Origin of the sequence: Ferruginibacter lapsinanis (assembly GCF_020783315.1) — a bacterium.
Classification (GTDB): Bacteria; Bacteroidota; Bacteroidia; order Chitinophagales; family Chitinophagaceae; genus Ferruginibacter; species Ferruginibacter lapsinanis.
The window spans coordinates 1619190-1641436 of sequence record NZ_CP086063.1 but is presented as its reverse complement, the minus strand read 5'-3'; the positions used below and the strand labels follow the sequence as shown (position 1 = coordinate 1641436).

Below are 22247 nucleotides of genomic sequence, written 5' to 3'. Positions count from 1 at the left end.
CAATCAGCTAAAAAATAAACTAAGTTTGCCTGAATGACGACACAGGAACTGTATAAAAAACTTTTAAACAAGCTTCAAATTATTTACAATTTGAATGAAGCTGCTACATTGACTGATTGGCTTTTTGAAAGTATTGCCGGTGCTAAACGTGCGGATATAACCCTTCATCCTGACAAAGAATTGGAACCTGCTGTAACAAAAAGAATAACCAATTGCCTGGAAGAGTTATTGCAACACAAACCTATACAGTATGTGCTGGGAGAAGCATGGTTTTATAAAATGAAATTTAATGTGAACGAACATGTACTGATACCGAGGCCTGAGACGGAAGAATTAGTTCAGTTAATTACGAATGATGAAATACGAATTACGAATAATAAATCGTTGCGGATTGTAGATATTGGTACCGGCAGCGGTTGTATCGCTATAGCATTGAAAAAAGAAATACCCGGTGCTACTGTTACGGCAATAGATATAAGTGACAATGCTTTAGCTGTTGCCAAAGAGAATGCATTGATGAATAACACTGTTGTTAATTTCCAACAACTTAATTTTATAGATGAAAATTTATGGGGAGATATTCCCTCGTTTGATATAATTGTAAGTAATCCCCCCTACATACCAGTAACGGAAAAAGAACAATTAGACAAAAATGTAACCGGTTACGAACCTCATCTGGCCTTATTTGTGCCCGATAACACGCCTTTATTATTTTACGAAAAAATAGCTTTGTTTGGAAAAAGCCACTTACATAATAACGGAAAAATATTTGTAGAAACACACGAAAATTTTGCAAAAGAAACAGCCGCAATGTTTGCCCAATCGTATCAACAGGTTGAAATAATTAAAGATATTTTTGGCAAACAAAGAATGGTAACTGCTACTCAGTCCCGGTAACTGTTGCAGATGTAGTGGCACCTAAATGTCGGGCTACTTTCATTACTCTTACAATTTCACCCCAGGCAGAAGCAGAATCAGCATTGATAACAACAGCAGGTTTTATACTATCGCCTTCGTTGATATATTTTCTCAGCGCAGATTCTAAAGAGTCCATTACAATTCTTTTAGAACCAACATATACATTTTTATCTTTATCAACACTTACCACTACACTTTGCTTTGTCTTGGTGTCGCTCTTAGCTTTAGGCACACTCATCTTTATCACATTAGGATTAGCCAATGTAGATATCATTAAGAAAAACATTAATAGAATAAATAAGATATCATTCAGCGGACCTGCGTCTACTTCACTGTGATTGTCTCTTAGCTTGTTCTTCCGAAGACTCATTTTAATTAATTAAGAATTGCGAATTACGAATTAAAACCTTTATGCTTGAAAGAATTTTTAATTACTAATTATCTTGTTGGCTCCTGCAAAATATCTATAAACTCACTGCTTGCCGCTTCCATTCTGTTGGCAGTTCTGTTGATCTGTGTATCTAAATAACTATAGCCTAAATATGCCAACATACCAATGATCAATCCACTGGCAGAAGTAATTAATTTAATATACATCGCATCAGCAATCTGACTAACAGAAGGATTGCTGATCGTTGCAAATTCTTTCAACAATAATACCAGCCCTACAATAGTTCCTACGAAGCCAAACAATGGCGCTATACGGGAGATCACAGACAATATAGAAAGATTCTTTTCCATTTTATACATTTCCAGCTTACCCACATTATCCATACTTTTTTCAATCGCATCAATTGGTTTGCCAATTCTCTGTAACCCTTTATCGATCATTCTTGCAACAGGATTGTCTGTATTTTTAGCCAGGCTTCTTGCAGCTGTCACATTTCCGTTAATAATATTATCACGGATGATACTCATAAAACTATCTTCGATCTTACTCGCCTTCCTGATCGCTATCAGCCTTTCTATAAAAACAAAAACGGCCAGTGCAAATAAAATACCCAACGGTATCATCAACGGACCACCCTTGGTTAACAAACTCCAAACAGATTCAGTTTTTCCGGCTGTTGAAGCGGCTGTACTTAATGTATCTACTTGTAAAAATATATCGAACATGTATTAACTGATTTTGTGCAAATGTAATTGTTTCTGTTTTTGGTTGTACGATAATTGTGCCAACCGGTGTGTAATATGACTACACTAATCGTAAAGAGATACAATTTACTCTATAAAAAAATGTTAAAGAATATCACCCTACAAAAAAGCCCCGATAAATCGGGGCTTTAAGATATTATAAAAATTATTTTTTATTGTCTCCCATCTGCTGCATGGCCATTATCTGACGCATAGTTTTCTCCATTCCTTCACTGCTGCCATCTAAGAAGATCACATTGCCTTTGCCATATTCTGCAAAATTTTTGATGGCTTCTGTCCACATACTAAACAAAATTACATTAGTATCTAAATTAGCCTGTTTCATTTGCTCAGCAGCCTGACTCATACCTTTGGCCACCTCTTCTCTGAATAACGCAACACCTTGTCCACGTAACTGTGCCGCTTGTTTTTCAGCTTCTGCAGAAATTTTGATTGAGTTACCTTCCGCTTCCGCTGCTTTTGTTTTAGTGATCAATAAAGCCTGCCCTTCATTTTCAGCAGCAGCTTTTAAATTATTACTTGCCACCACTTTACTCATACTTTGTATGATCGCTTCATCAAAAGTGATATCATTGATCTGCAGATCCTGCAAATGATAGCCCCAACTTTCTAAAGTAATATCTACCTGTTCTTTTACATTCTCTACAATATCACGACGAACATTTAAAACTTCCGCCTGTTTTTTTGTAGATACAAATGCCCGGATACTTCCTTCAACAGTACGTATCAATGCCTGCATCAGATCTTTATCACTGATAAATTTGAAGGCAACATTCTTGATCGTTTCTTCATCCACATTTACAACAGAATACAACAACATCGATTTAAAATAAACATTCGCCTGATCGATGGTTACAGCCTGAAACTCCAACTCAACCGAACGGTTTTGAATGCTTACTCTTTTGTATATCTGTTCTAAAAAAGGGATCTTGAAGTTTAATCCCGGACGCATGATACGACGGTATTTACCAAACATGGTAACCACCCCGATCGTTCCCTGATTAATGGTTACAAAACATCCCAAGAAGGCAAAGATGACCAATGCCACCGGCAAGTACTTTATTAATTCCATGGTTTATTAATTTGTGATGAAGATAATATTTTTTTATGTACCGGTCATTAAATCTTTGTGATACTTCAGTGGCGTCGCACTCTTGTGCTGCATATCTTTATTGGGCTTTGATAAAAGTTCCACAACGGTATGCCGTACAAGTGAGTGACACAACGATGATGCCATGAAAAATAATGCCGGTTACAAAATCTTAACTTTTTTCTTCCCAGATCATAGAAAGATGTACAATTGTTTCGGCAGCTTTAGCCATATCTTTTGTACCGATCCACTCTAATTTGCTGTGCAGGTTTTGCATACCCGTAAAAATATTAGGACTTGGCAAACCCATAAAACTCAGTCTGCTACCATCTGTACCACCACGTATACTTTCTGTTTGCACTTTAAGTCCGGCTCTTTCAATGGCTTCCTTTGCATACGCAACTACCTGCGGATTTTTATCCAGCACTTCTTTCATATTGCGATATTGTTCTTTAGCCACATAGCTTATTGTTGCTCCGGGATATTTTGCCACTACCTCTTCTGCAATTTTTTTCAGCCTGTTATGATGCTGTTGCAAAGTAGCTGTATCAAAATCTCTTACAATAAATTCAATGGTAGCTTTTTCAGCGATACCATTTACTGCCACAGGATGCACAAAACCTTCTTTCTTCTCGGTGGTTTCAGGGCTCCACTCGTTTTTAGGTAATGCGTCTAAAATAGCCCCTGCTATTTTTAATGCGTTCACCAGTTTGTTTTTTGCTGCTCCGGGATGTACAATAATTCCTTCAACAGTAATGACGGCAGCATCTGCACTGAATGTTTCATCTTCCAGGCAACCGGCTTCGCCACCATCTAATGTGTAACCAAATTGAGCTCCCAATTTTTTCATATCTAATTTAGCAGTGCCTTGTCCAACTTCTTCATCAGGAGTAAATAGAATTTTTATATCTCCATGCTTTACAGCAGGGTTTTGCATAAAATACAATGCCATTTCCATAATAACTGCTACACCGCTTTTATCATCGGCTCCCAGTAATGTTGTTCCGCTTGCAGTAATTATACCATGGTTGATATGCTCTTGCAAATAGGGCGAATTAGCTTTGTTCAACACTTGAGTGGGATCATCGGGCAAAACAATATCATTACCATCATAATAACGGTGAAGGATAGGTTTTACATTGGTACCGCTGCAATCTGGTGCTGTATCTACATGTGAGCAAAAACAAATGACAGGAATATTTTTTTTATCACTGTTAGATGGAATGGTGGCATACACATATCCATACTCATCAGTAGACACATCTGTAATACCCATGCCTTGTAACTCTCTCCACAAAAGCCTGCTCAGGTCTTTTTGCTTTTCGGTAGTAGGATGAGTGCTACTATTTGGATCACTTTGTGTATCTATCTGCACATAACGCATAAAACGTTCGGCAACATTATCGGGACTGATATAAACAGGCATATTTATTTACGATTTACGAATGACGAATATAGAAGTACGAATATAAGCAGAATAGGCAATGGGCAGTTAGCAGTAGGCAAAAAAATGCAGCTTGAATGATCAAGCTGCATTTTGTCAATTGTTTATTGTCAATTGCTAATTCTTAATTGATAGTAACCAATTCAATATCAAAAACCAGATCTTGTCCGGCTAAATGATGGTTAGCATCTAATACGATCACTGTATCCTGTACTTCGATAACAACAACAGGTACCGGTTGTCCGTACTGGTTGCTTAAAGTAAGTTGCATACCTGGTTCCAATTTCATATCAGCAGGTACATTTTCTTTTGGAAACTGTATGATCGCTGCAGGATCTTTTTCACCATAAGCATCAGCTGCTGCAATGGTGATTGTTTTTTTATCGCCTATTGCCATTCCCGGAATAGCGGCATCAAAACCTTTGATCATTTGTCCGGCGCCAACTGTAAAAGCCAAAGGCTCTCTTCCTGCAGAAGAATCAAATTGTTCTCCGGTTACTAATCTACCTGTGTAATGCACTGATACTGCATCTCCGTTTTTTGCTTGCATAAAATTTAATTTTCCCAAACAGGCAAACCCTGTCTGGATATTGTTTATAAATACCTGCCTTTTTGAGACAGAAAATGCAAAGTAAATGATAAAACTCCAAGTAGTTTAAAAAGTTTTAAAGAACTTTACAACATGAAAAAGAATAGTATATTAATCATTGTTACTCTTTTATTTAGCCAGCTCTCATTTTCTCAGTTATTATATAAGCCATTTGAGCAGAACTCTATTATATCCGGTGCAGAAAGAATGGAAGCCTATTTACCTTATTTGAAAGGTAAGGCCGTAGCGATTTTTGCCAACCAAACCAGTATGGTAAAAAGTACTCACCTGGTAGATACTTTACTTAAAAAAGGTATTAAGATCGTAAAGATATTTGGCCCGGAACATGGCTTCAGAGGTGATGCAGATGCAGGCGCACATGTTGAAAATGCTGTCGATAAAAAGACCGGCATTCCTGTTATCAGCATGTATGGAGACCATAATAAACCTACGTCAAATGATCTTAAAGATGTTGACATCATGCTATTTGACATACAGGATGTTGGGGTAAGATTCTATACATTCATTTCATCATTACAGTATTATATTGAAGCTGCTTTAGAAAACCATAAACCTCTGTTGATATTAGATAGACCTAATCCTAACGGATTTTATGTAGATGGCCCTGTGCTAGATATGAAATTTAAAAGCTTTGTAGGAATGCAGCCTGTGCCAATAGTATATGGAATGACCATTGGTGAATATGCCATGATGCTGACAGGAGAAAAATGGCTATCTCCGCTAGCGAATAAGATCAACAGTTATAATATTACCACCAAACCTACAGCTGACACGCCGTTTCATATGCTGGTAATAAAATGTAAAGACTATACACATAGCTCCGTATTTAGTTTGCCGGTTAATCCATCTCCTAATCTGAGAGAGATACAAAGTATATACGCATACCCTTCTACGTGTTTTTTTGAAGGAACTGTTTTAAGCGAGGGTAGAGGAACAGATAAACCATTCCAAATTTTCGGACATCCTTCTTTACCCAAAACATTATTCAGCTTTACGCCAAAACCTAATGCAGGTGCTAAAAGCAGCAAATGTTTCAACCAGGTTTGTTATGGCTGGGATATAAGTGGCACACCGGAACAGCTACTGCAACGAGTGAATAAAAAAATTCAATTAAAATATTTGATAGATGCGTACAAATTATTTCCGGGTAAGGATAGTTTCTTTTTGAAAAATAATTTCATTAATAAACTGGCAGGAAATGATATTTTAGTTAAGCAGATAAAGCAAGGAAAAACAGAAGCTGAAATTAGGAAAAGCTGGGAACCTGCTTTGAGTAATTTTAAGAAGATAAGAAAGAAATATTTGCTATATAAAGATTTTTAACCCCCTCCGCCCCCTAAAGGGGGAACCTAGAGCCTTTTGATTTGTAATAGTAAAATGAATAGTAGAAATATAAAAGATATCAGGATAATTTTTATGGGTACGCCTGAGTTTGCCGTTGCATCGTTGGATGCATTGGTGAAAGCAGGTTGTAATATTATTGCTGTACTAACTGCTCCGGATAAACCTGCAGGCCGTGGAATGGAATTACAACAAAGTGCCGTAAAAAAATACGCTGTTGAAAAAGGCTTACCTGTCCTACAACCGGAAAAATTAAAGAACCCTGAGTTTTTAGCTCAATTAAGATCGTTGAATGCAGACCTGCAAATTGTAGTGGCATTTAGAATGCTACCCGAAGTTGTTTGGAACATGCCGCCAATGGGTACTATCAATGTGCATGGATCTTTGTTGCCTAAATACAGAGGGGCTGCACCAATCAACTGGGCCATCATCAATGGTGAAAAAGAAACTGGTGTAACCACTTTTAAATTAAAACATGAGATAGATACCGGAGATATTTTATTGCAGGAAAAAATTGCGATCAGAGATGATGAAACAGCAGGAGAATTACATGACGAGATGAAAGAGGTTGGTGCCGCTTTATTGGTTAAGACTGTACAAGGCTTATGCAACAAAACATTAGAAGAAAAACCACAGACCTCAGACGACGGACCACTATTGCATGCATCGAAGATCTTTACTGAGACTTGTAAAATTGATTGGAGTAAAACAGTTGATGAGCTATATAATCTGATCCGTGGGCTATCTCCTTACCCGGCTGCATTTACCTTTTTAGACAGTAAGAAATTGAAAATATTTTCTGCATCCAAAGAACAGTCAACACCTAAGGCAGCAGGCAGTTTTGAGACAGATAAAAAGACATTTTTAAAATTTGCTTGTGCGGATGGATATATTGCTGTAAAAGAGATTCAACTGGAAGGCAAAAAGAAAATGAATGTAGAAGATTTTTTGAGAGGATATAGATTTGTATAACTCCACAAATTACCTGATCCACTTTACTTTACTACCAATAGGAAATATTCTCCTGCCTGATGGTTTTTCATCAGCATACCCTAAAAATATCTGCCCCATTATAAGATCTTCGTTTCTAAGATGCAGATATTCTTTCATTGCATCATGATGTATCATACCTCCTGTCGACCATAAAGATGCAATCCCTAAAGCTTCGGCTCCCAGCAAGATATTTTGAATGGCTGCTGACACTGCGGCCATCTCCTCAATCACAGGCACTTTTGGTAAATTACCTCTCTGCATGATCGCAATGATAACATGAGAAACTTTCTCTCCGTTCTGAATGAGTTTATCGTAAGTGGCCTTTAAAAATTTTTCTGGTGATGTATATTGTTTGTATAACTCAGCATGATCAGCCGAAAATTTTTTCAGCCCATCGCCTGTATATACAATAAAACGCCAAGGCTCGGTACTGCCATGCGTAGGCGCCCAGTCAGCTAATTCCAACAACTGATCAATTCGTTCGTCAGGAATAATATCACCATTGAAATGAGCAGGCTTTATGCTCCTTCTCTCTTTAATAACTGTTGAAATATTTGCAAAAGTGGTATCCATATTTATATAACAGAAAAGGCAGAAGTATGGTTGATACCCTGCCCTATTGAATATCCAGAAATTTTATTTTACATAAGAAACACTACAGTCAAACTTAGCGTCCGATACGCCTAATTCTTCAGCCGCCGCATTACTTATTCTTAAAAGCAGGCCGGTATTTTGTTTAATATCAGGAATTACATCCAGCACTTTTGCATAAATACTTTTGCCCGTAGCCGGATTAGATATTTTTACAATGGTCCCTGCGTTGGCATCATTATGCAAACAATAATATTTTCCATCTTCCCAGCCACTGGTACTTTTAAAAACGCCAGCTACACCACTCTCTGTAGATACATTGGCATTCCTGGTTTGTGTCATATAGAGAGATTTAAAAAATCCTCCATTCAAATTTTTGCCTGTGTTTGCCGCCGGAGGAGGAGTATTGTCTTCTTTTACTACCGGATCAGGACGTTTAACTTCCTTCACCACTTTTACCTCTTCTTTAACGGCAGGCGGCGCTTCTTTCACTACATTTTTAACAACAGGTGTCGTTGTTTTTGTGGTATATCCAACAATCAACTGCATTCCTTCGTTTAAACCGTCTGCTGTAAGGTTATTCCATTTCTTAATATCAGCAATAGGCACCTTACCATACATTGTACTGATACCGTATAAAGTTTCCTTTTTGGCAACCGTATGATAGATCGGCGTACCTGCAACTTCATTATTTTTCACAACAGGTTTTGTTACAACCGGCTCTTTCTTAACAACAGGAGGTGCAACGACAGGTTTAGTTGTTGTTGCAGATGCAGGGATCTTTAATACCTGCCCTAAGGACAACCCTTTTTCATAATCAATATTATTGTACTTGGCCAACTCTCTTCCGTTGATATTGTATAAACGTCCGATGCTTGTCAAACTTTCTTTTGGACCAACTGTATGTGTAATTTCTTTTTGCGCCAAGGCGAACAAAGGCAAACAAAAAAGTATAATAAAAAGACGTTTCATATTTAATAATTTCAATTGCAAAGATGCAAAAATTAGTTGGTTAGTTGCATTATTTACTTGTTAAGAATCCGCCAGTCTTTAGGGTAGTAGTTATTAACCCGATTAGGCAAGAGTTTTACCCAACCCAGTGGCAATTGTTTATAGGTGAGTAACGACCAGCCTTTACGCTCAGTTTCCAGGTGAATTTCCTGTTTACGCAGATATTGCAGTGCTATATCCAATTCTACTTCCACCGAAGGCGTTTCTCTGTTAATTATCGAACTTATTGCCAACTCATGATGGGGAATTAATTCATTACGGATTATTGTGCCCAATTTTACACCAGCTTTTTTTATATATAAAGCCGATTGAATATTTGCCAAATCATTTTCAAGATGTAATGGCATCGCTATAACTTCATCTTTCTGTTTAATAAAGAAAAAATTATCGGGATCTTTTAAATATGATTGTACTACTTCAACTTCTTTAGCAGATAATTTTTCCGATCGACTCCTCGAATACCATTCTTTTGATTCTCCGTCATTGGTCGTTGGTTTCTTGAACGCAGCAATAAAAAAGCCCTCGCCTTTTACTTTATCGGGATAGAAACGATAACCGCAAGCATTACTAGCTGGCGATTTTGTTTCAACAATCCCCCAATCATCTTTAATTTCCAACCTCAAACTCTCAACTTCAAACTGTTCTGTAAGCCAGTCTGCAATTTCTTCATCTTCTTCCTCAGAATATGAACAGGTAGAGTAAATTAATATGCCTCCTCTTTTCAAACTTGGTAAAATATCCGCTAAAATCCTTTCCTGTCGCTGACTACAGAGCAATACATTTTGTTCACTCCATTCATTGATTGCATTCGTATCTTTTCTAAACAAACCACTTCCACTACATGGAGCGTCAATTACTATTACATCAAAATAATCGGGTAGTCGCTGAAAATCTTTCGGATCATTGTTAGTTACGATCACATTTGCTGCTCCCCATTTAGCAATATTTTCAGCCAAAACATTTACCCTCGTTTTTATCACTTCATTGCTAACTAACAAACTTTCGCCAGAGATCAGGGACTGGATCAATGTAGATTTTCCTCCTGGTGCTGCACAAAGATCTAATACCTTTATTGGCCGAGACAGATCAACTGTTTGTTTCAACGCCTGCTCCAAAAACATACTGCTGGCTTCCTGTACATAATATGCGCCGGCATGAAACAACGGATCCAGTGTAAATGATGGACGCTCGGCAAGATAGTAACCATTTAAATTCCAGGGAACTTCTGAAATATTGAAAGTTGAATGCAGAATGTCGAATGCCTTACAATTGTTAACTCGTATAGATGTGATTTGTTCACCCGATTGGTGCACATTTTCAAAAGCCTCCTGTTCGAAGCCCGGTGCCGCTTGTAAAGATTGAATAAATGCTGAAGGAAGTTGCAACTGTTTCATTTAAATATACCTCAAAAATATCGCAAATAAGTTGTTGAAAGAAAATTTGTAATTTGAATATGAAAATCATTGCATGAAAAAGATACTCATACTTGGCGGAACAACTTTTGATCATATTGTAACGCTGGATAAATTCCCCGACCCTATCCCTAAAACCATACATACTGCACCATTTCATGAAGCAGCCGGTTCTACCGGAGCTGGCAAAGCGCTATGCCTAACAAAGCTAGGTGTACCGAATGTGTTGCATTCGATAGTTGGAGATGATATATGGGGAAAGAAGATCATTTCATACCTGTCAGCACAAAAAGTAGATTTTATTTATGATATCGATCCAAAAGGAACTGAACGGCATTTTAATGTCATGAATGCTGCAGGTGAACGCATCTCAATGTTCATTACACAATCATCTGAAACCCTCTCCATCAATCTTGCATTGATAGAAGAGAAAATAAAGTGGGCAGATATAGTGGTACTGAACATCATCCCCTATTGCAAACTACTCATTCCGCTCTTAAAAAAATACGACAAACCCGTTTGGACCGACCTGCATGATTATGATGAAGGTAATCCTTACCACGATGCATTTATTGATGCTGCTCAGCACATTTTTCTTAGCTCAGACAATGTGAGAGATTACAAAAGTTTGATGCAACAATTTATACAGGATGGAAAAGAATTCGTTGTTTGCACTCATGGAAAAAATGGAGCAACGATTTTAACCAAAGATGGCTTAAACATTGACCAGCCTGCCATTACGACCCATAAACTAGTTGATGCGAACGGAGCAGGAGATAATTTTTTCGGAGGGTTTTTATATGCATTCATACAAAACAAATCAATAAGCGATTGCATGAAATATGCAACTATTTGCGGCAGCTATTGTATACAATCGAAAGAACTGGTGCATGAAAACTTATCCGCTGCTGCAATAGAAAAAGATCTGACCAACTGGAAATAACTTTTATCTATATAAACAGTAAAACTACATGCCCAGTTTATTACTGACACGTTTTAATTCTATCTCTGCAATCTTTGCGGCGTAACTCAGATTTACTAAACGGAAGCCCGCATCTTCAAAACTTTTTTGTGCCTCACGTACTTCAATGATCGTGGCAGCTGCTAACTGAAAACGTTGCAACGAAAGATCTACCAGTTGTTGAGATAATTGATAAGTATTTTGTTGTGTTTTTAACTGATCGATACTACTGGTATAAGATTGATAGGTTTTGATAGTTGCCGTTTTATATTCTGCTAAAACACTTTCTTTTTGCAGTTTTGCGTTCCTGGTATTGATACCTGCAGTTTGCTGTTGGCGTTTTACCGCACCGCCACTATAAATCGGCACAGATAAGCTTAATCCAACAAATGGACCATACGATTGATTTAGCAGCACCTGCCCTGCAGCACTTTGTGTTCTGCCAAAATTCAATCCAGTATTAGCTCTCAATGCCGGCTTACGAAGTGACGCTACTTCCTTTTCCAATAATTCGTTGATCTTTATTTGCTGATCTAAAGAAAGCAGTAATGGATTTTGATTGATGCTGCCGAGCACATCAACTAATTGAATGTTTTTATCAATGATGATCGAATCTTTGATCATAATGACCGAATCTTCTTTTATATTCAACAACCTGATCAAATCTGTCTTTGCCTGTGCCACAATCAACTGCTGCGTTTGCATATCTTGTTGCCTGGTATTTAAATCAATTTGAGATTGAAACAGGTCTGCATTATTTGCAAGCCCTACGTCTTTTTTTACCTGGATCAGTTCTAATTGCTTTTTTGACAAATCGATGCTCTGCTGCAAGGTCTTCATATAACTTTGTTGCCTTACAATATCATAATATTTCAGCATAACAGAAGCAATGGTATTTTGTATCTGTGCATTTAGTAATTGTTCACTTTGTTTTTGCAATTCTTCCAAACGCTTTTTTGTAGCAACAACCCTGTATCCGTTATACAATAACATACTTCCTGTAACATTTGCATTCAGTGCATTTGAAGCAGCTCCATTCCTGCTTATTTCTGTACCGGTATTTAATTTTTGATTGATATTGACAATACTCTCCTGATCTGTAGCGGTAGCAGCTACAGTAGGTAACCCTCCTGCCACGCCAATATTATTATTGATCTTATTGACCTCTGCAACATTCTTAGCGATCTGAATATCAAAATTATTTTTAAGAGAAATATTAATAGCATCATCCAATGTCAACTGTTGTGCATTTGCTTTTACTACAACCAATATTGAAAATAAAATCAGTATTCGCTTCATTCGTTTTGTTTAATCTGTTATGGATACTTTTTTAGGATCGTGTTTTCCGCTGATATATGTATACACTGCCGGTATCACAAACAATGTCAATATCAATGAAAAAAGAATACCACCAACTATAACAATACCTAAAGGTTCCCGACTGGTACTTGCTGCTCCTAAACTCAATGCAATAGGCAATGCACCGAGTGCTGTGGCAAGGCTTGTCATTAAAATAGGACGCAGCCTTTGCTGTGCAGCTTCCAACACAGCCTGCTTTTTCTCGATACCCTTTTCTCTTTTTTGGTTAGCAAATTCAACAATTAAAATACCATTTTTTGTTACTAAGCCAATCAACATTATCATACCGATCTGTGAAAATATATTAATGGTCTGATCAAAGATCCACAAACTTAATAATGCTCCAGCTAATGCCAGCGGAACGGTAAACATGATAGTAAACGGATCTCTGAAACTTTCGAACTGACCCGCTAAAACCAAATAGATCAATACCAGTGCCAATATAAAAGCAAAGTTTGTATTGCTGCTACTTTCAGCATAATCCCTCGACGGGCCATTCAATGCTGTTTGAAAAGATTCATCCAGTAATTTCTGTGCAATAGCCTGCATTGCTTTTACACCGTCTCCGATCGTCTTTCCCTCTGCTAATCCAGCCTGTATAGTAGCTGCTTTAAAACGGTTAAAATGATACAATGTTGGAGGATTTGAATTTTCCTGCATTTTAACAACCGCCGTTAAAGGAATATTATCGCCCCGGTTATTACGAACATATAAATTAGAAATATCTTTAGGTGCCTGCCTGTCTTTATATTCGACTTGCGATATTACCTGGTATTGTTTTCCATTCATGATAAAATATGCCAATCTTCTACCGCTGAATGCACTTTGCACTACATCCGCCACATCACTGATACTCAGCCCCAGATCTTTTGCTTTTATTCTATCTATTGTAAGTTGTAATTCGGGCTTGTTGAATTTTAAATTTACATCAACGGTTTGTGGGATAAAGGTGGGATCCTTTCTTGCTTCTTCTAAAAATTTAGGAATAATAGCTTTCAGCTTTTCAAAATCCAAATTTTGTAAAATGAATTGTACCGGCAATGCTCCTCTAGATCCAAGCCCTACAGAAATAGTTTGCTCCTGTACTGCTGCAATTCTTATCTGATTAAAACGGGAGAATTTTTTTGACAGATCTTTTGCAATATCAAACTGGCTTCTTTCTCTTTTATCAGGGTCAACCATTTTTAATCTTGATGTACCCGTATTCACACCGCCATTTCCTCCGAAGCCAGGCACAGCAATAAACACAAAATCTTTTTCCGGAATTGAGTCACTTAAATAGTTCACCACATTATCTGCTGCATCTACCATATAACCATAACTGGCTCCCTCCGGACCGGTCAATTGAAAACGAATGGTACTTCTGTCTTCCATAGGAGCCAATTCACTTTGCAGGTTACTCATAAAATAAAATAACATACCGAGGCAAACTGCGATAATAACCCAAGCTATCCAACGTACTTTTATAAATCCATTCAATAATTTCCTGTAACCATTTTCCATGCCTTTGAAGAAAGGCTCCGTCTTATCATAAAATTTTCCATGTCCTCCCTTCTTCCTGTTTAATACAACATTCAATACAGGTGTAATGGTTAACGACACAAATGCAGAAATCAATACTGCCGCTGCTACAACGATACCAAATTCACGAAACAGACTTCCTACAAATCCCTGTAAGAAGATCACCGGCAAAAACACCACTGCTAGAGTGATAGAAGTAGATATTACCGCAAAGAAAATTTCTTTACTCCCTTCCAGTGCAGCTTTCCGGATAGGCAAGCCTTGCTCTAATTTCCGGAAAATATTTTCAGTTACCACAATACCATCATCTACCACCAGCCCTGTTGCTAACACAATTGCTAATAAGGTTAAGATATTAATACTAAAGCCACAGAAATACATGATAAAGAAAGTGGCAATCAATGAAATCGGAATATCAATCAATGGCCGAATAGCAATTAAAAAATTTCTGAAGAAAAAGAAAATAACCAGCACTACCAGGCTGAACGAGATCAATAATGTTTCTGCAACTTCATGAATACTTTTCCGAACATTTTGTGTATTGTCGATCAGCGTAGTTAATTCAAAGTCTCCCTTTTGTGTTTTTTTTATTTCTTCAATTCGTTTGTAAAACTCATCAGCGATCCTGATATAGTTAGCCCCCGGTTGCGGTGTAATAGCCAGCCCTACTGCATTTACTCCATTCAACCTCCAGCTAAACTCTTCCGTTTCCGGGCCAATTTCTACCTTAGCAACATCTTTTAATCTTACTATACCACTTGCATCCTCACGCAACAGTAAATTATTAAAATCATCTTCTGTAACTAATTTTCCTAATGCTCTTATTGTTAGCTCTGTTGTTTTCCCGTATAATTTCCCCGAAGGTATTTCAACATTCTCTTTATCGAGAGAAGTCCGAATATCACTAAAAGAAATATTATACGCATTCATTTTATCGGGATTTACCCAAATACGCATGGAAGGTTTTTTCTGACCAAGAATATTTACTGCACTTACTTCCGGAATAGTTTGTAGTTTTTCCTGTAATACATTTTCTGCATAATCACTTAACTCCATCAAGCTTTTATCATGACTTTGTACAGACATTAAAATTATGAAGTCACTATTTGCATCACTTTTAGTAACAACCGGAGGTGCATCAATATCCTGGGGAAGATTTCGGACCGCCTGACCGACCTTATCTCTAACATCATTTGCAGAAGCTTCTAGATTTTCTCCTACATTAAATTCTACCGTTATATTACTTTGGCCAACTGTACTTGAAGAATTGATAGAACGAATACCGGGTATTCCATTGATCACTTTTTCCAGAGGCTCCGTTATCTGACTTTCGATAATATCTGAATTAGCTCCGGCGTAAGCTGTTCTAACATTTATTGTTGGAGGATCAATAGCAGGATAATCCCTTACTGCTAAAAAAGTATACCCGACAATACCGAAGAGAACAATTAAAATGTTCAGCACGGTTGCCAGTATGGGCCTTCGAAGTGATAATTCTGAAATATTCATATTTGCTTATAGATGCACTGATAAAACAGATCGCTAAAGATTTATGCTGATCACATCTGTTTGTACCAGCTAAGATCAATCTAATTCATGTTTCTATTTTTATTACTGTTCTTTTGTTAGCTCCGTTAAGTTCTTTACGCTCTTTATTTTTACGGGTGCATTTGGTTTAACAAATAATACCCCTGTTACAACCACAGAGTCTCCAACAGCTATACCTTTTGTAATTTCTACGCCACTTGATGTACGCAGCCCGGTTTCTACATTTACAAAAGTCCCTTTACCATTTTTTACCACTATCAGTTTTTTAGATGTAGCATCCGGTATGATGGCATTAGTAGGGATAACAATACTATTAATTTGTTTACCGGCATCAATCAGTACTTTCACAAAAGCCCCCGGATTAATGGGAACTCCACCCAATAATGCTCTCACTTTCAGGTTACGTGTTGTTGTATTGATCTCAGTTTCTGTAGCCACTATTACAGCCGTTCGTTTAGGCTCGTTATTATTTATGATTGAAACAGTAGCTCCACGTTTTATCAGGTCAGCATAAATCGCAGGTACTGTAAAATCAATTTTTACTTTATTTGTTTCCTGTAAGGTAGCCAGTATAGTTTGTGGGGTAATATAAGCCCCGGGACTAACCATCCTTAGTCCTAATACTCCGGCAAATGGAGCTTTTACCACTGTTTTATCAATTTGCGCTTTTAACAATTGAATATCAGCTTTGATATTATTCACAGAATTTAACGCTGCATCATAATCAGCTTGATTGATCCCGTTTACCGCCAATAATTTACGTAAACGTTCCTCTGTTTTTTCGGCTAACGATAATTGACTTTTGCTTTTTGATAATTGTGCCTGTAGATCGGCATCATTAATTTTTGCCAATATAGTGCCTGCACTAACACTTGCTCCATCGGGTACATTAAGGTAAGTAAGCCGACCGCTCACTTCCGGATGAATTTCCAGGCTTTCGTTTGCAACGACATTACCATTGGCTTCGATGGTGTTACTTAGCTGTTGTGTACCAGCAATTATTACATCCACCAATGTTGCCTGTTGAGTTGTATTCTGTTTTGTAGCCTCTTCTTTTTTGCTTTTGCAGGATAAGGCAAAAATGCAGATAGAAGCAAAAAGAATCTTTTTGTACACTGATACCATAAAATCAATGAATAAATGTTTGAACTACAAAAGTAAACATGTTTACCACTTAAATGTTCAAACATTGGGATGAAAGGCCAGGCAAGAAGTTATTAGGCAATTATTGTATGATCTGCTTGCAGGGCTGGACTGACTTTAACGATAGATTAACTTGCCTTTGCTATATCATTTCTGGAGGGAATCACCTGATTATTGAAATTTACTACTAATTCACACCCCTTACCTAATTTTGAATTAATCGTAACATTCCCATTGTATAATTCTGCTCTGCTGGCGATATTTTGTAACCCAACTCCATTCCGTTTTTTTGCAGTATTAAATCCAACTCCATCATCTTTGATGATCAGTTGCAGATAATTTTCCCGTTGTTTGAGGCTGATAATAACGGTATTTGCTTTAGCATGTTTAAGAATATTGGTTATTTGTTCCTGTGCTATCCTAAAAATGGTCAATTTTTGTTTATCACTTATCGAGCTTTCATCAAATCCTTCGCTATTTACAATAAAATGCAGATCATTTACCCTGCTGATATTTTCTATCATATCTGTCAAAGATTCTAATAGACTAACCTCTCCTAAAGACGGTGGCAAAAGTGATTTAGACAATTTTCTGATATCATCCATTGCCATAGTGATAAACTCTTTTGTACTCTTAATAAGATCAATGCGAATGTCTGCATTTTCCAATGCACTATCCATGTATAATTTGGCAGTAGCCAAAACCGGATTAATATTATCATGCAATTCCTCTCCTAAAAAAGACCGTTCCTGTTCTTGTGCATTAATAACAGCTGCGGTTATCTCTTTTTGTTTACAACTCCTTTCTTCTGCCAAACTTTGTTCCAGCATCACTTTTTCAGTAATATCCTGTTTAAAGCCTGCAACACGTATCGGTTCACCATCAACATTTCTTTCAATCATTAATTCAGCATACAAATATTTCGTTTGCCCTTTTCTGTCAATGATCCTGAAATTTAGTTTTTCCGAATCCAAATGTAAGTAAGCATGCTCCATCGTTGCTTTAACATATTCCAGATCTTCGGGATGCACATGATTTAAAAAGAACTCATACGAAGGTTCATGCTCAGTTGAACCATACCCATATATCCTGAATGCTTCATCCGACCATTTAACGATCTCATCTTGTATATCTATTTGCCAGCTACCAAAACGGGCCAACCGTTCAGTAGTTTTCATTAATAGTTTTTGTGCAACTATTTTCTTATAGCTCTCTTGTAATGCAGCTTCAGACTTTCTTCTTTCTGTAACATCCTTAACTATACTATCTAATCTTATTAATTCTCCTTTGACATCCAGTGTGGGAATAATTTTCACTTCCATCCAACGTAAACCTCCGTTTTTATGAATAATGCGACATGTACATGCAATCGTTTTCCCCTCTATTAATTTTAATTTCTTTTCATTCATATGCAAAAGATCATCAGGATGTATGAGTTTGATCCACAAATTAATATCAGCCATAAACTCAGTTCTTGTCCAGCCTGTCACTTTTTCGCAAGTAGACGACAATTGTATAATGCGGTTGTTCACCAGATCAATTGAAAACAGTACTTCATCAATTGCGTTAAATATGGTTCTTAACTCTTTATTTGCTTCCTGCAGCTTCTCATTATTTATTCTCAGATTATCACTCATTGCAATAAGCACCTCTTTCTGTTTATTAGCTTCCTGCAATTTCCCCAATTCTATACTCTGTATGATATGATCATCACTGGCTTTTTTAATATTATATGACCATAACCCACAAAGAGATAAAATTGACATTGTAAGCGTACTGTGTATTATAGTGGTTTTTAAAGAGGTGTAATCCAATTGAATAAAGTAGACCTTATCAGGACTAACAACCTGAAGATATCCGAAAAAAAAGTGATGAAGTAGTAATACAGCAGCCAGCGGAAGCTGTAGTTTCCAGTTTCGGTAAGTAATGAGAATCGCACTTCCTATAAAAGCAAAAAAATGCATCTCGAACATACCATGCAACTGAAAAATAAATTGCGACATAAAAATGCCAATCACAGCACTTAGTACATATTGATAAAAAGTTGAGTGGAAAGAATAATGTTTTGATAAATAATATGCAATGACAGCACTACCCCCAACACCAATTGCAATATCCCAGGTATTATAAAAAAATGAAAATAACAGCCCAATCAAAAAATAGGCCATCAGGAAATAGTTTATGAGCCGATCAGATCGTTTTTTCATCTGCTCTTCAAACTCTTCGATTTGAATAGGTTTCATAGGATTTTATTTTTTACTGCCGGTAATTAACATGGTTAATTACCGGCAGATAAACATTCGAAATTTTATAACATTACTTTTCAGTATATTATACTTTAAAAAATATATACTTACTGATCAATATGCTAGAAATTTCGTGCAGGCTGGCTTCACAAAGCCTACACAAAATTATTTTCCGGCAGGTTTTTCATTAAAGGCAATTACAAAACAACTTTTTTTGCCTTTGATAAAGATCATAAAACGGGTTCTAACTTTTGTTTATTTCAGATATTGATTAGAATAGCAAATCTCCGAAAAAGTTTATTGAATGAATTAGTTGAAAAGGTTGGTTTTGTGTAGAAAAACTTCTACTTTTAATGTGACCTAAAACCGTAGTACTTTATATGAAAAGATTTTTATTGGTTGATGACCATATTGTAGTCCGTTCCGGCATTAAAGGATTGCTTTCAGAAATATACAAGCCGGCCGAAATTGATGAGGCCGGAGATGGCGATAGTGCAGTGGAAAAATTAAAGCATGCGACATATGATTTGATGATGATGGATATTCAAATGCCTAATACAGATACGCTTGGATTGATGGAATTCATTCATATCAAGTACCCTTCCATAAAAGTTCTTATTTTTTCCATGAGTTCGGAGAAGATATATGCCAAACGGTTTATGAAGGCCGGAGCTAAAGGTTTTATTTCTAAAGAAGCACCATTAGAAGAAATAAAAAAGGCGATCAATCTCATATTAAATGAAAGAATGTATATAAGTGAGTCTCTTGCAAGCGCTCTTGCAGAAGAATCATTTTCTAATGTAAGTTCAAATCCGTTTGATAAACTTTCGGCAAGAGAATTTGAAATCGTTTCTTTATTGTTGTTAGGTCATACCGTAAGCGATATCTCAAAGTCATTAAATCTTCAGGTTTCTACAGTAGGCACACATAAAGCCAGGTTGTTAGAAAAATTAGGTGTTACCAATATTTTAGAATTAAAAGAGCTGGCAGTTTCATTTAATTTGTAATAACAAAATTAATCATCAATAAATTATAGCTATTAACCAGAATTTATTGATGACTAATTTAAATACTGAATTTTACAGTTAGTACGCATCCAGCTCCTGGGGCTGAAACAATGGTTACTTCTCCATTAAACAAACTTGCTCTGTTTGAAATATTTTTAAGTCCTATTCCTTTACGTTTGGCAGATGTATCGAATCCCACACCATCATCCTTAATAATTAAGATCAATCTGGTGTTCATTTGTTTTAGCTGAATAGATGCCTTTTTAGCCTGAGCATGTTTGGATATATTATTCAACTGCTCCTGGATAATTCTAAATACTGCTAATTTTATTTTTTCATTTAAAGTTTTTTCATCCACATTTTCCCATTCGTAAATAATATCCAATTTATTCAATTGTTTTATGTTTCCAAGCATTTCATTCACAGCACTCTGAAGGCTTGTTTCTCCTAATGATGGAGGCTGTAAAGACTTAGACAACTTCCTTATTTCCTCCATCGCATCAGCTAAATAATTGCGACTACTTGTCATCAGGTCTTTTCGCAAAATATCAGAATTGATCGAAACATCCATATACAACTTGGAAGTAGCCAGTATCTGGTTAATATTATCGTGCAACTCTTCCCCAAGAAACGAACGTTCAAATTCCTGTGCTGTTATAATGGCCTCCGTTATTTCTTTTTGATTTTTTATTTTCTCTTCCAATAATTTTCGTTCCAACTGAACTCTTTCAGTAATATCCAACACACTCGCCCTTATCATAGGATTGCCAGCATTTGCAATCACATTCAACCTTATTTCGCAAAAAATATCATTCCCTTCAAAATCCCGAATTATCCAATCAAATATGGGTCGTTCTCCCTGCATAGTACGAATGATATATTCCTTTATTCTTTCATCCAGCCCATCTCCCTGCGATTGAAATGGAGCAGTAATATCTCGAGGACCTTTTTTAAGCAATGCTTCGCCAGAACATTTAAGCAATCGCAATGCATTATCGTTATAATCCACAAACCTGGCAGTAGCAGGATCTACTACCAAAATTGCCTCAGGTGCCGTTTCAAAAAATTCCCTGAAACGAAGTTCCTTTTCAACAAGTGCCTCTTCTGCTTTCTTTCGTTCGGTAACATCCTGCACTAAAGACATGATCGTAACAACTTTTCCATTTTCATTTTTAAGCGTAGAATTAAACCACTCACACCAAATAACATTCCCATCTTTGGTGTAGTTTCTGTTTAGTGTATTATCTCTTTCTAATGTACCATTCGCTAATTTTTCTGCAATTGCGTACACCTTTTCTCTGTCTTCTACATACACATGACTATGTTTATTTTTTGGGATCTGATTAAACTCTTCTTTAGTCCACCCAAAAATTTCCTGTGTACGTTTCGACCATGTTTTTACATTCAACGCATCATCCCATTCTATATACCCTAATGGCGAATTTTCAAGATGAAACATTAATCTTTCATGGGCTGCAAGCAAACGAGCCTCAGCCTGTTTTTTTGCCAGGTTTGATTCATACTTCTCCATCACATGAGCAATTGCTGATGGCAGCCTCCCCATTTTGTCTTTAAGAATATAATCATCAGCTCCTTCCTGCATAACGCTTACTGCAAATTCTTCCGAAACCGTTGCTGTAATGAGAATGAATGGAATATTTAATCCTGCACGTTTTACAATTTTCAAAGCTTGTATTGAATTAAAAGAAGGTAGAGAATGATCAGACAAGATGATATCCGGAGAAAATTGTGCCAATGCATTCTCAAAATCGTCTCTGGTATCTACTACCAATTTATCAAACAAGATATTGCCCTTCTTCAATTCACGTTCCACCAATTCTGCATCCGAATCAAGATCTTCGAGGTGTAATATTTTTAATTTTCTATTCAATGTTTA

Annotated in this window: 18 protein-coding genes; 5 read left to right on the top strand and 13 right to left on the bottom strand. The window is 36.8% G+C overall.

All coding sequences use genetic code 11. The features are described 5' to 3' along the window. The first annotated feature begins 33 nt into the window (after positions 1-33). Complete coding sequence (gene prmC / locus LK994_RS07145) at positions 34-897, top strand: peptide chain release factor N(5)-glutamine methyltransferase (RefSeq protein ID WP_229762211.1); 864 nt, start codon at positions 34-36, stop codon at positions 895-897. Here the strand turns inward: prmC and LK994_RS07140 are convergent. The 5 genes from LK994_RS07140 to LK994_RS07120 all read right to left on the bottom strand — a co-directional run bounded on the left by LK994_RS07140 (position 881) and on the right by LK994_RS07120 (position 5157). Further along, positions 881-1288, bottom strand: a complete 408-nt coding sequence (locus LK994_RS07140; protein ID WP_229762210.1) for an ExbD/TolR family protein — start codon at positions 1286-1288, stop codon at positions 881-883. The two genes, prmC and LK994_RS07140, sit on opposite strands and share 17 nt — an antisense overlap. A 68-nt stretch (positions 1289-1356) precedes the next feature. Beyond that, positions 1357-2034, bottom strand: a complete 678-nt coding sequence (locus tag LK994_RS07135; RefSeq protein WP_229762209.1) for a MotA/TolQ/ExbB proton channel family protein — start codon at positions 2032-2034, stop codon at positions 1357-1359. A 184-nt stretch (positions 2035-2218) separates the two neighbouring features. After that, positions 2219-3145 (bottom strand): SPFH domain-containing protein, encoded by a 927-nt coding sequence (locus LK994_RS07130; protein ID WP_229762208.1) that lies wholly within the window; start codon positions 3143-3145, stop codon positions 2219-2221. Positions 3146-3335: 190 nt separating this feature from the next. After that, on the bottom strand, positions 3336-4589 hold the full coding sequence (pepT, locus tag LK994_RS07125) for a peptidase T (RefSeq protein ID WP_229762207.1): 1254 nt from the start codon (positions 4587-4589) through the stop codon (positions 3336-3338). Between the two features lie 142 nt (positions 4590-4731). Then, positions 4732-5157: an FKBP-type peptidyl-prolyl cis-trans isomerase gene (locus LK994_RS07120; RefSeq protein WP_229762206.1), complete on the bottom strand. Its 426-nt coding sequence runs from the start codon at positions 5155-5157 to the stop codon at positions 4732-4734. A 132-nt stretch (positions 5158-5289) separates the two neighbouring features. On the opposite strand from LK994_RS07120, the gene LK994_RS07115 reads away from it, so the two are divergent. Further along, entirely contained in the window at positions 5290-6540 is a 1251-nt protein-coding gene (locus LK994_RS07115) for an exo-beta-N-acetylmuramidase NamZ family protein (protein WP_229762205.1), read from the top strand. Between the two features lie 54 nt (positions 6541-6594). Next, complete coding sequence (gene fmt, locus LK994_RS07110; RefSeq protein ID WP_229762204.1) at positions 6595-7530, top strand: methionyl-tRNA formyltransferase; 936 nt, start codon at positions 6595-6597, stop codon at positions 7528-7530. Positions 7531-7539: 9 nt separating this feature from the next. Here the strand turns inward: fmt and LK994_RS07105 are convergent, their stop codons facing one another. From LK994_RS07105 to LK994_RS07095, 3 genes are all read right to left on the bottom strand, one after another. Then, positions 7540-8124: a nitroreductase family protein gene (locus tag LK994_RS07105; RefSeq protein WP_229762203.1), complete on the bottom strand. Its 585-nt coding sequence runs from the start codon at positions 8122-8124 to the stop codon at positions 7540-7542. 63 nt (positions 8125-8187) lie between these two features. Further along, entirely contained in the window at positions 8188-9114 is a 927-nt protein-coding gene (locus LK994_RS07100) for a LysM peptidoglycan-binding domain-containing protein (protein WP_229762202.1), read from the bottom strand. Positions 9115-9167: 53 nt separating this feature from the next. Further along, complete coding sequence (locus LK994_RS07095) at positions 9168-10547, bottom strand: methyltransferase RsmF C-terminal domain-like protein (protein WP_229762201.1); 1380 nt, start codon at positions 10545-10547, stop codon at positions 9168-9170. Between the two features lie 73 nt (positions 10548-10620). Between LK994_RS07095 and LK994_RS07090 the strand changes: the two genes are divergently transcribed. After that, positions 10621-11508, top strand: a complete 888-nt coding sequence (locus tag LK994_RS07090; RefSeq protein WP_229762200.1) for a carbohydrate kinase family protein — start codon at positions 10621-10623, stop codon at positions 11506-11508. A 24-nt stretch (positions 11509-11532) separates the two neighbouring features. Here the strand turns inward: LK994_RS07090 and LK994_RS07085 are convergent, their stop codons facing one another. The 4 genes from LK994_RS07085 to LK994_RS07070 form a co-directional block, all read right to left on the bottom strand. Further along, positions 11533-12825 carry a TolC family protein gene (locus LK994_RS07085; protein WP_229762199.1) on the bottom strand — a complete coding sequence of 431 codons (1293 nt, stop codon included), beginning with the start codon at positions 12823-12825 and terminating at the stop codon, positions 11533-11535. Positions 12826-12834: 9 nt separating this feature from the next. Beyond that, the gene (locus LK994_RS07080; RefSeq protein ID WP_229762198.1) at positions 12835-15915 is read right to left on the bottom strand and encodes an efflux RND transporter permease subunit; all 3081 of its coding nucleotides are present in this window, start codon (positions 15913-15915) and stop codon (positions 12835-12837) included. 102 nt (positions 15916-16017) lie between these two features. Then, on the bottom strand, positions 16018-17079 hold the full coding sequence (locus tag LK994_RS07075; RefSeq protein ID WP_229762197.1) for an efflux RND transporter periplasmic adaptor subunit: 1062 nt from the start codon (positions 17077-17079) through the stop codon (positions 16018-16020). Between the two features lie 146 nt (positions 17080-17225). After that, a complete protein-coding gene (locus LK994_RS07070) occupies positions 17226-19340 on the bottom strand; it encodes a PAS domain-containing sensor histidine kinase (RefSeq protein ID WP_229762196.1) in 2115 nt (704 codons plus the stop codon). 383 nt (positions 19341-19723) lie between these two features. Between LK994_RS07070 and LK994_RS07065 the strand changes: the two genes are divergently transcribed. Continuing rightward, complete coding sequence (locus LK994_RS07065; RefSeq protein WP_229762195.1) at positions 19724-20350, top strand: response regulator; 627 nt, start codon at positions 19724-19726, stop codon at positions 20348-20350. A gap of 58 nt (positions 20351-20408) precedes the next feature. Here the strand turns inward: LK994_RS07065 and LK994_RS07060 are convergent, their stop codons facing one another. Further along, on the bottom strand, positions 20409-22241 hold the full coding sequence (locus tag LK994_RS07060; RefSeq protein WP_229762194.1) for a hybrid sensor histidine kinase/response regulator: 1833 nt from the start codon (positions 22239-22241) through the stop codon (positions 20409-20411). Positions 22242-22247 lie beyond the last annotated feature (6 nt).

Excerpts from the sequence above, each read along its gene's own strand:
- LK994_RS07100 (WP_229762202.1), bottom strand. The coding sequence starts at position 9,114 with ATGAAACGTCTTTTTATTATACTTTTTTGTTTGCCTTTGTTCGCCTTG.
- prmC (WP_229762211.1), top strand. The coding sequence starts at position 34 with ATGACGACACAGGAACTGTATAAAAAACTTTTAAACAAGCTTCAAATT.
- LK994_RS07140 (WP_229762210.1), bottom strand. The coding sequence starts at position 1,288 with ATGAGTCTTCGGAAGAACAAGCTAAGAGACAATCACAGTGAAGTAGAC.
- pepT (WP_229762207.1), bottom strand. The coding sequence starts at position 4,589 with ATGCCTGTTTATATCAGTCCCGATAATGTTGCCGAACGTTTTATGCGT.
- LK994_RS07115 (WP_229762205.1), top strand. The coding sequence starts at position 5,290 with ATGAAAAAGAATAGTATATTAATCATTGTTACTCTTTTATTTAGCCAG.
- LK994_RS07120 (WP_229762206.1), bottom strand. The coding sequence starts at position 5,157 with ATGCAAGCAAAAAACGGAGATGCAGTATCAGTGCATTACACAGGTAGA.
- LK994_RS07095 (WP_229762201.1), bottom strand. The coding sequence starts at position 10,547 with ATGAAACAGTTGCAACTTCCTTCAGCATTTATTCAATCTTTACAAGCG.
- LK994_RS07135 (WP_229762209.1), bottom strand. The coding sequence starts at position 2,034 with ATGTTCGATATATTTTTACAAGTAGATACATTAAGTACAGCCGCTTCA.
- LK994_RS07105 (WP_229762203.1), bottom strand. The coding sequence starts at position 8,124 with ATGGATACCACTTTTGCAAATATTTCAACAGTTATTAAAGAGAGAAGG.
- LK994_RS07085 (WP_229762199.1), bottom strand. The coding sequence starts at position 12,825 with ATGAAGCGAATACTGATTTTATTTTCAATATTGGTTGTAGTAAAAGCA.
- LK994_RS07090 (WP_229762200.1), top strand. The coding sequence starts at position 10,621 with ATGAAAAAGATACTCATACTTGGCGGAACAACTTTTGATCATATTGTA.
- LK994_RS07065 (WP_229762195.1), top strand. The coding sequence starts at position 19,724 with ATGAAAAGATTTTTATTGGTTGATGACCATATTGTAGTCCGTTCCGGC.
- LK994_RS07075 (WP_229762197.1), bottom strand. The coding sequence starts at position 17,079 with ATGGTATCAGTGTACAAAAAGATTCTTTTTGCTTCTATCTGCATTTTT.
- LK994_RS07080 (WP_229762198.1), bottom strand. The coding sequence starts at position 15,915 with ATGAATATTTCAGAATTATCACTTCGAAGGCCCATACTGGCAACCGTG.
- LK994_RS07130 (WP_229762208.1), bottom strand. The coding sequence starts at position 3,145 with ATGGAATTAATAAAGTACTTGCCGGTGGCATTGGTCATCTTTGCCTTC.
- fmt (WP_229762204.1), top strand. The coding sequence starts at position 6,595 with ATGAATAGTAGAAATATAAAAGATATCAGGATAATTTTTATGGGTACG.
- LK994_RS07070 (WP_229762196.1), bottom strand. The coding sequence starts at position 19,340 with ATGAAACCTATTCAAATCGAAGAGTTTGAAGAGCAGATGAAAAAACGA.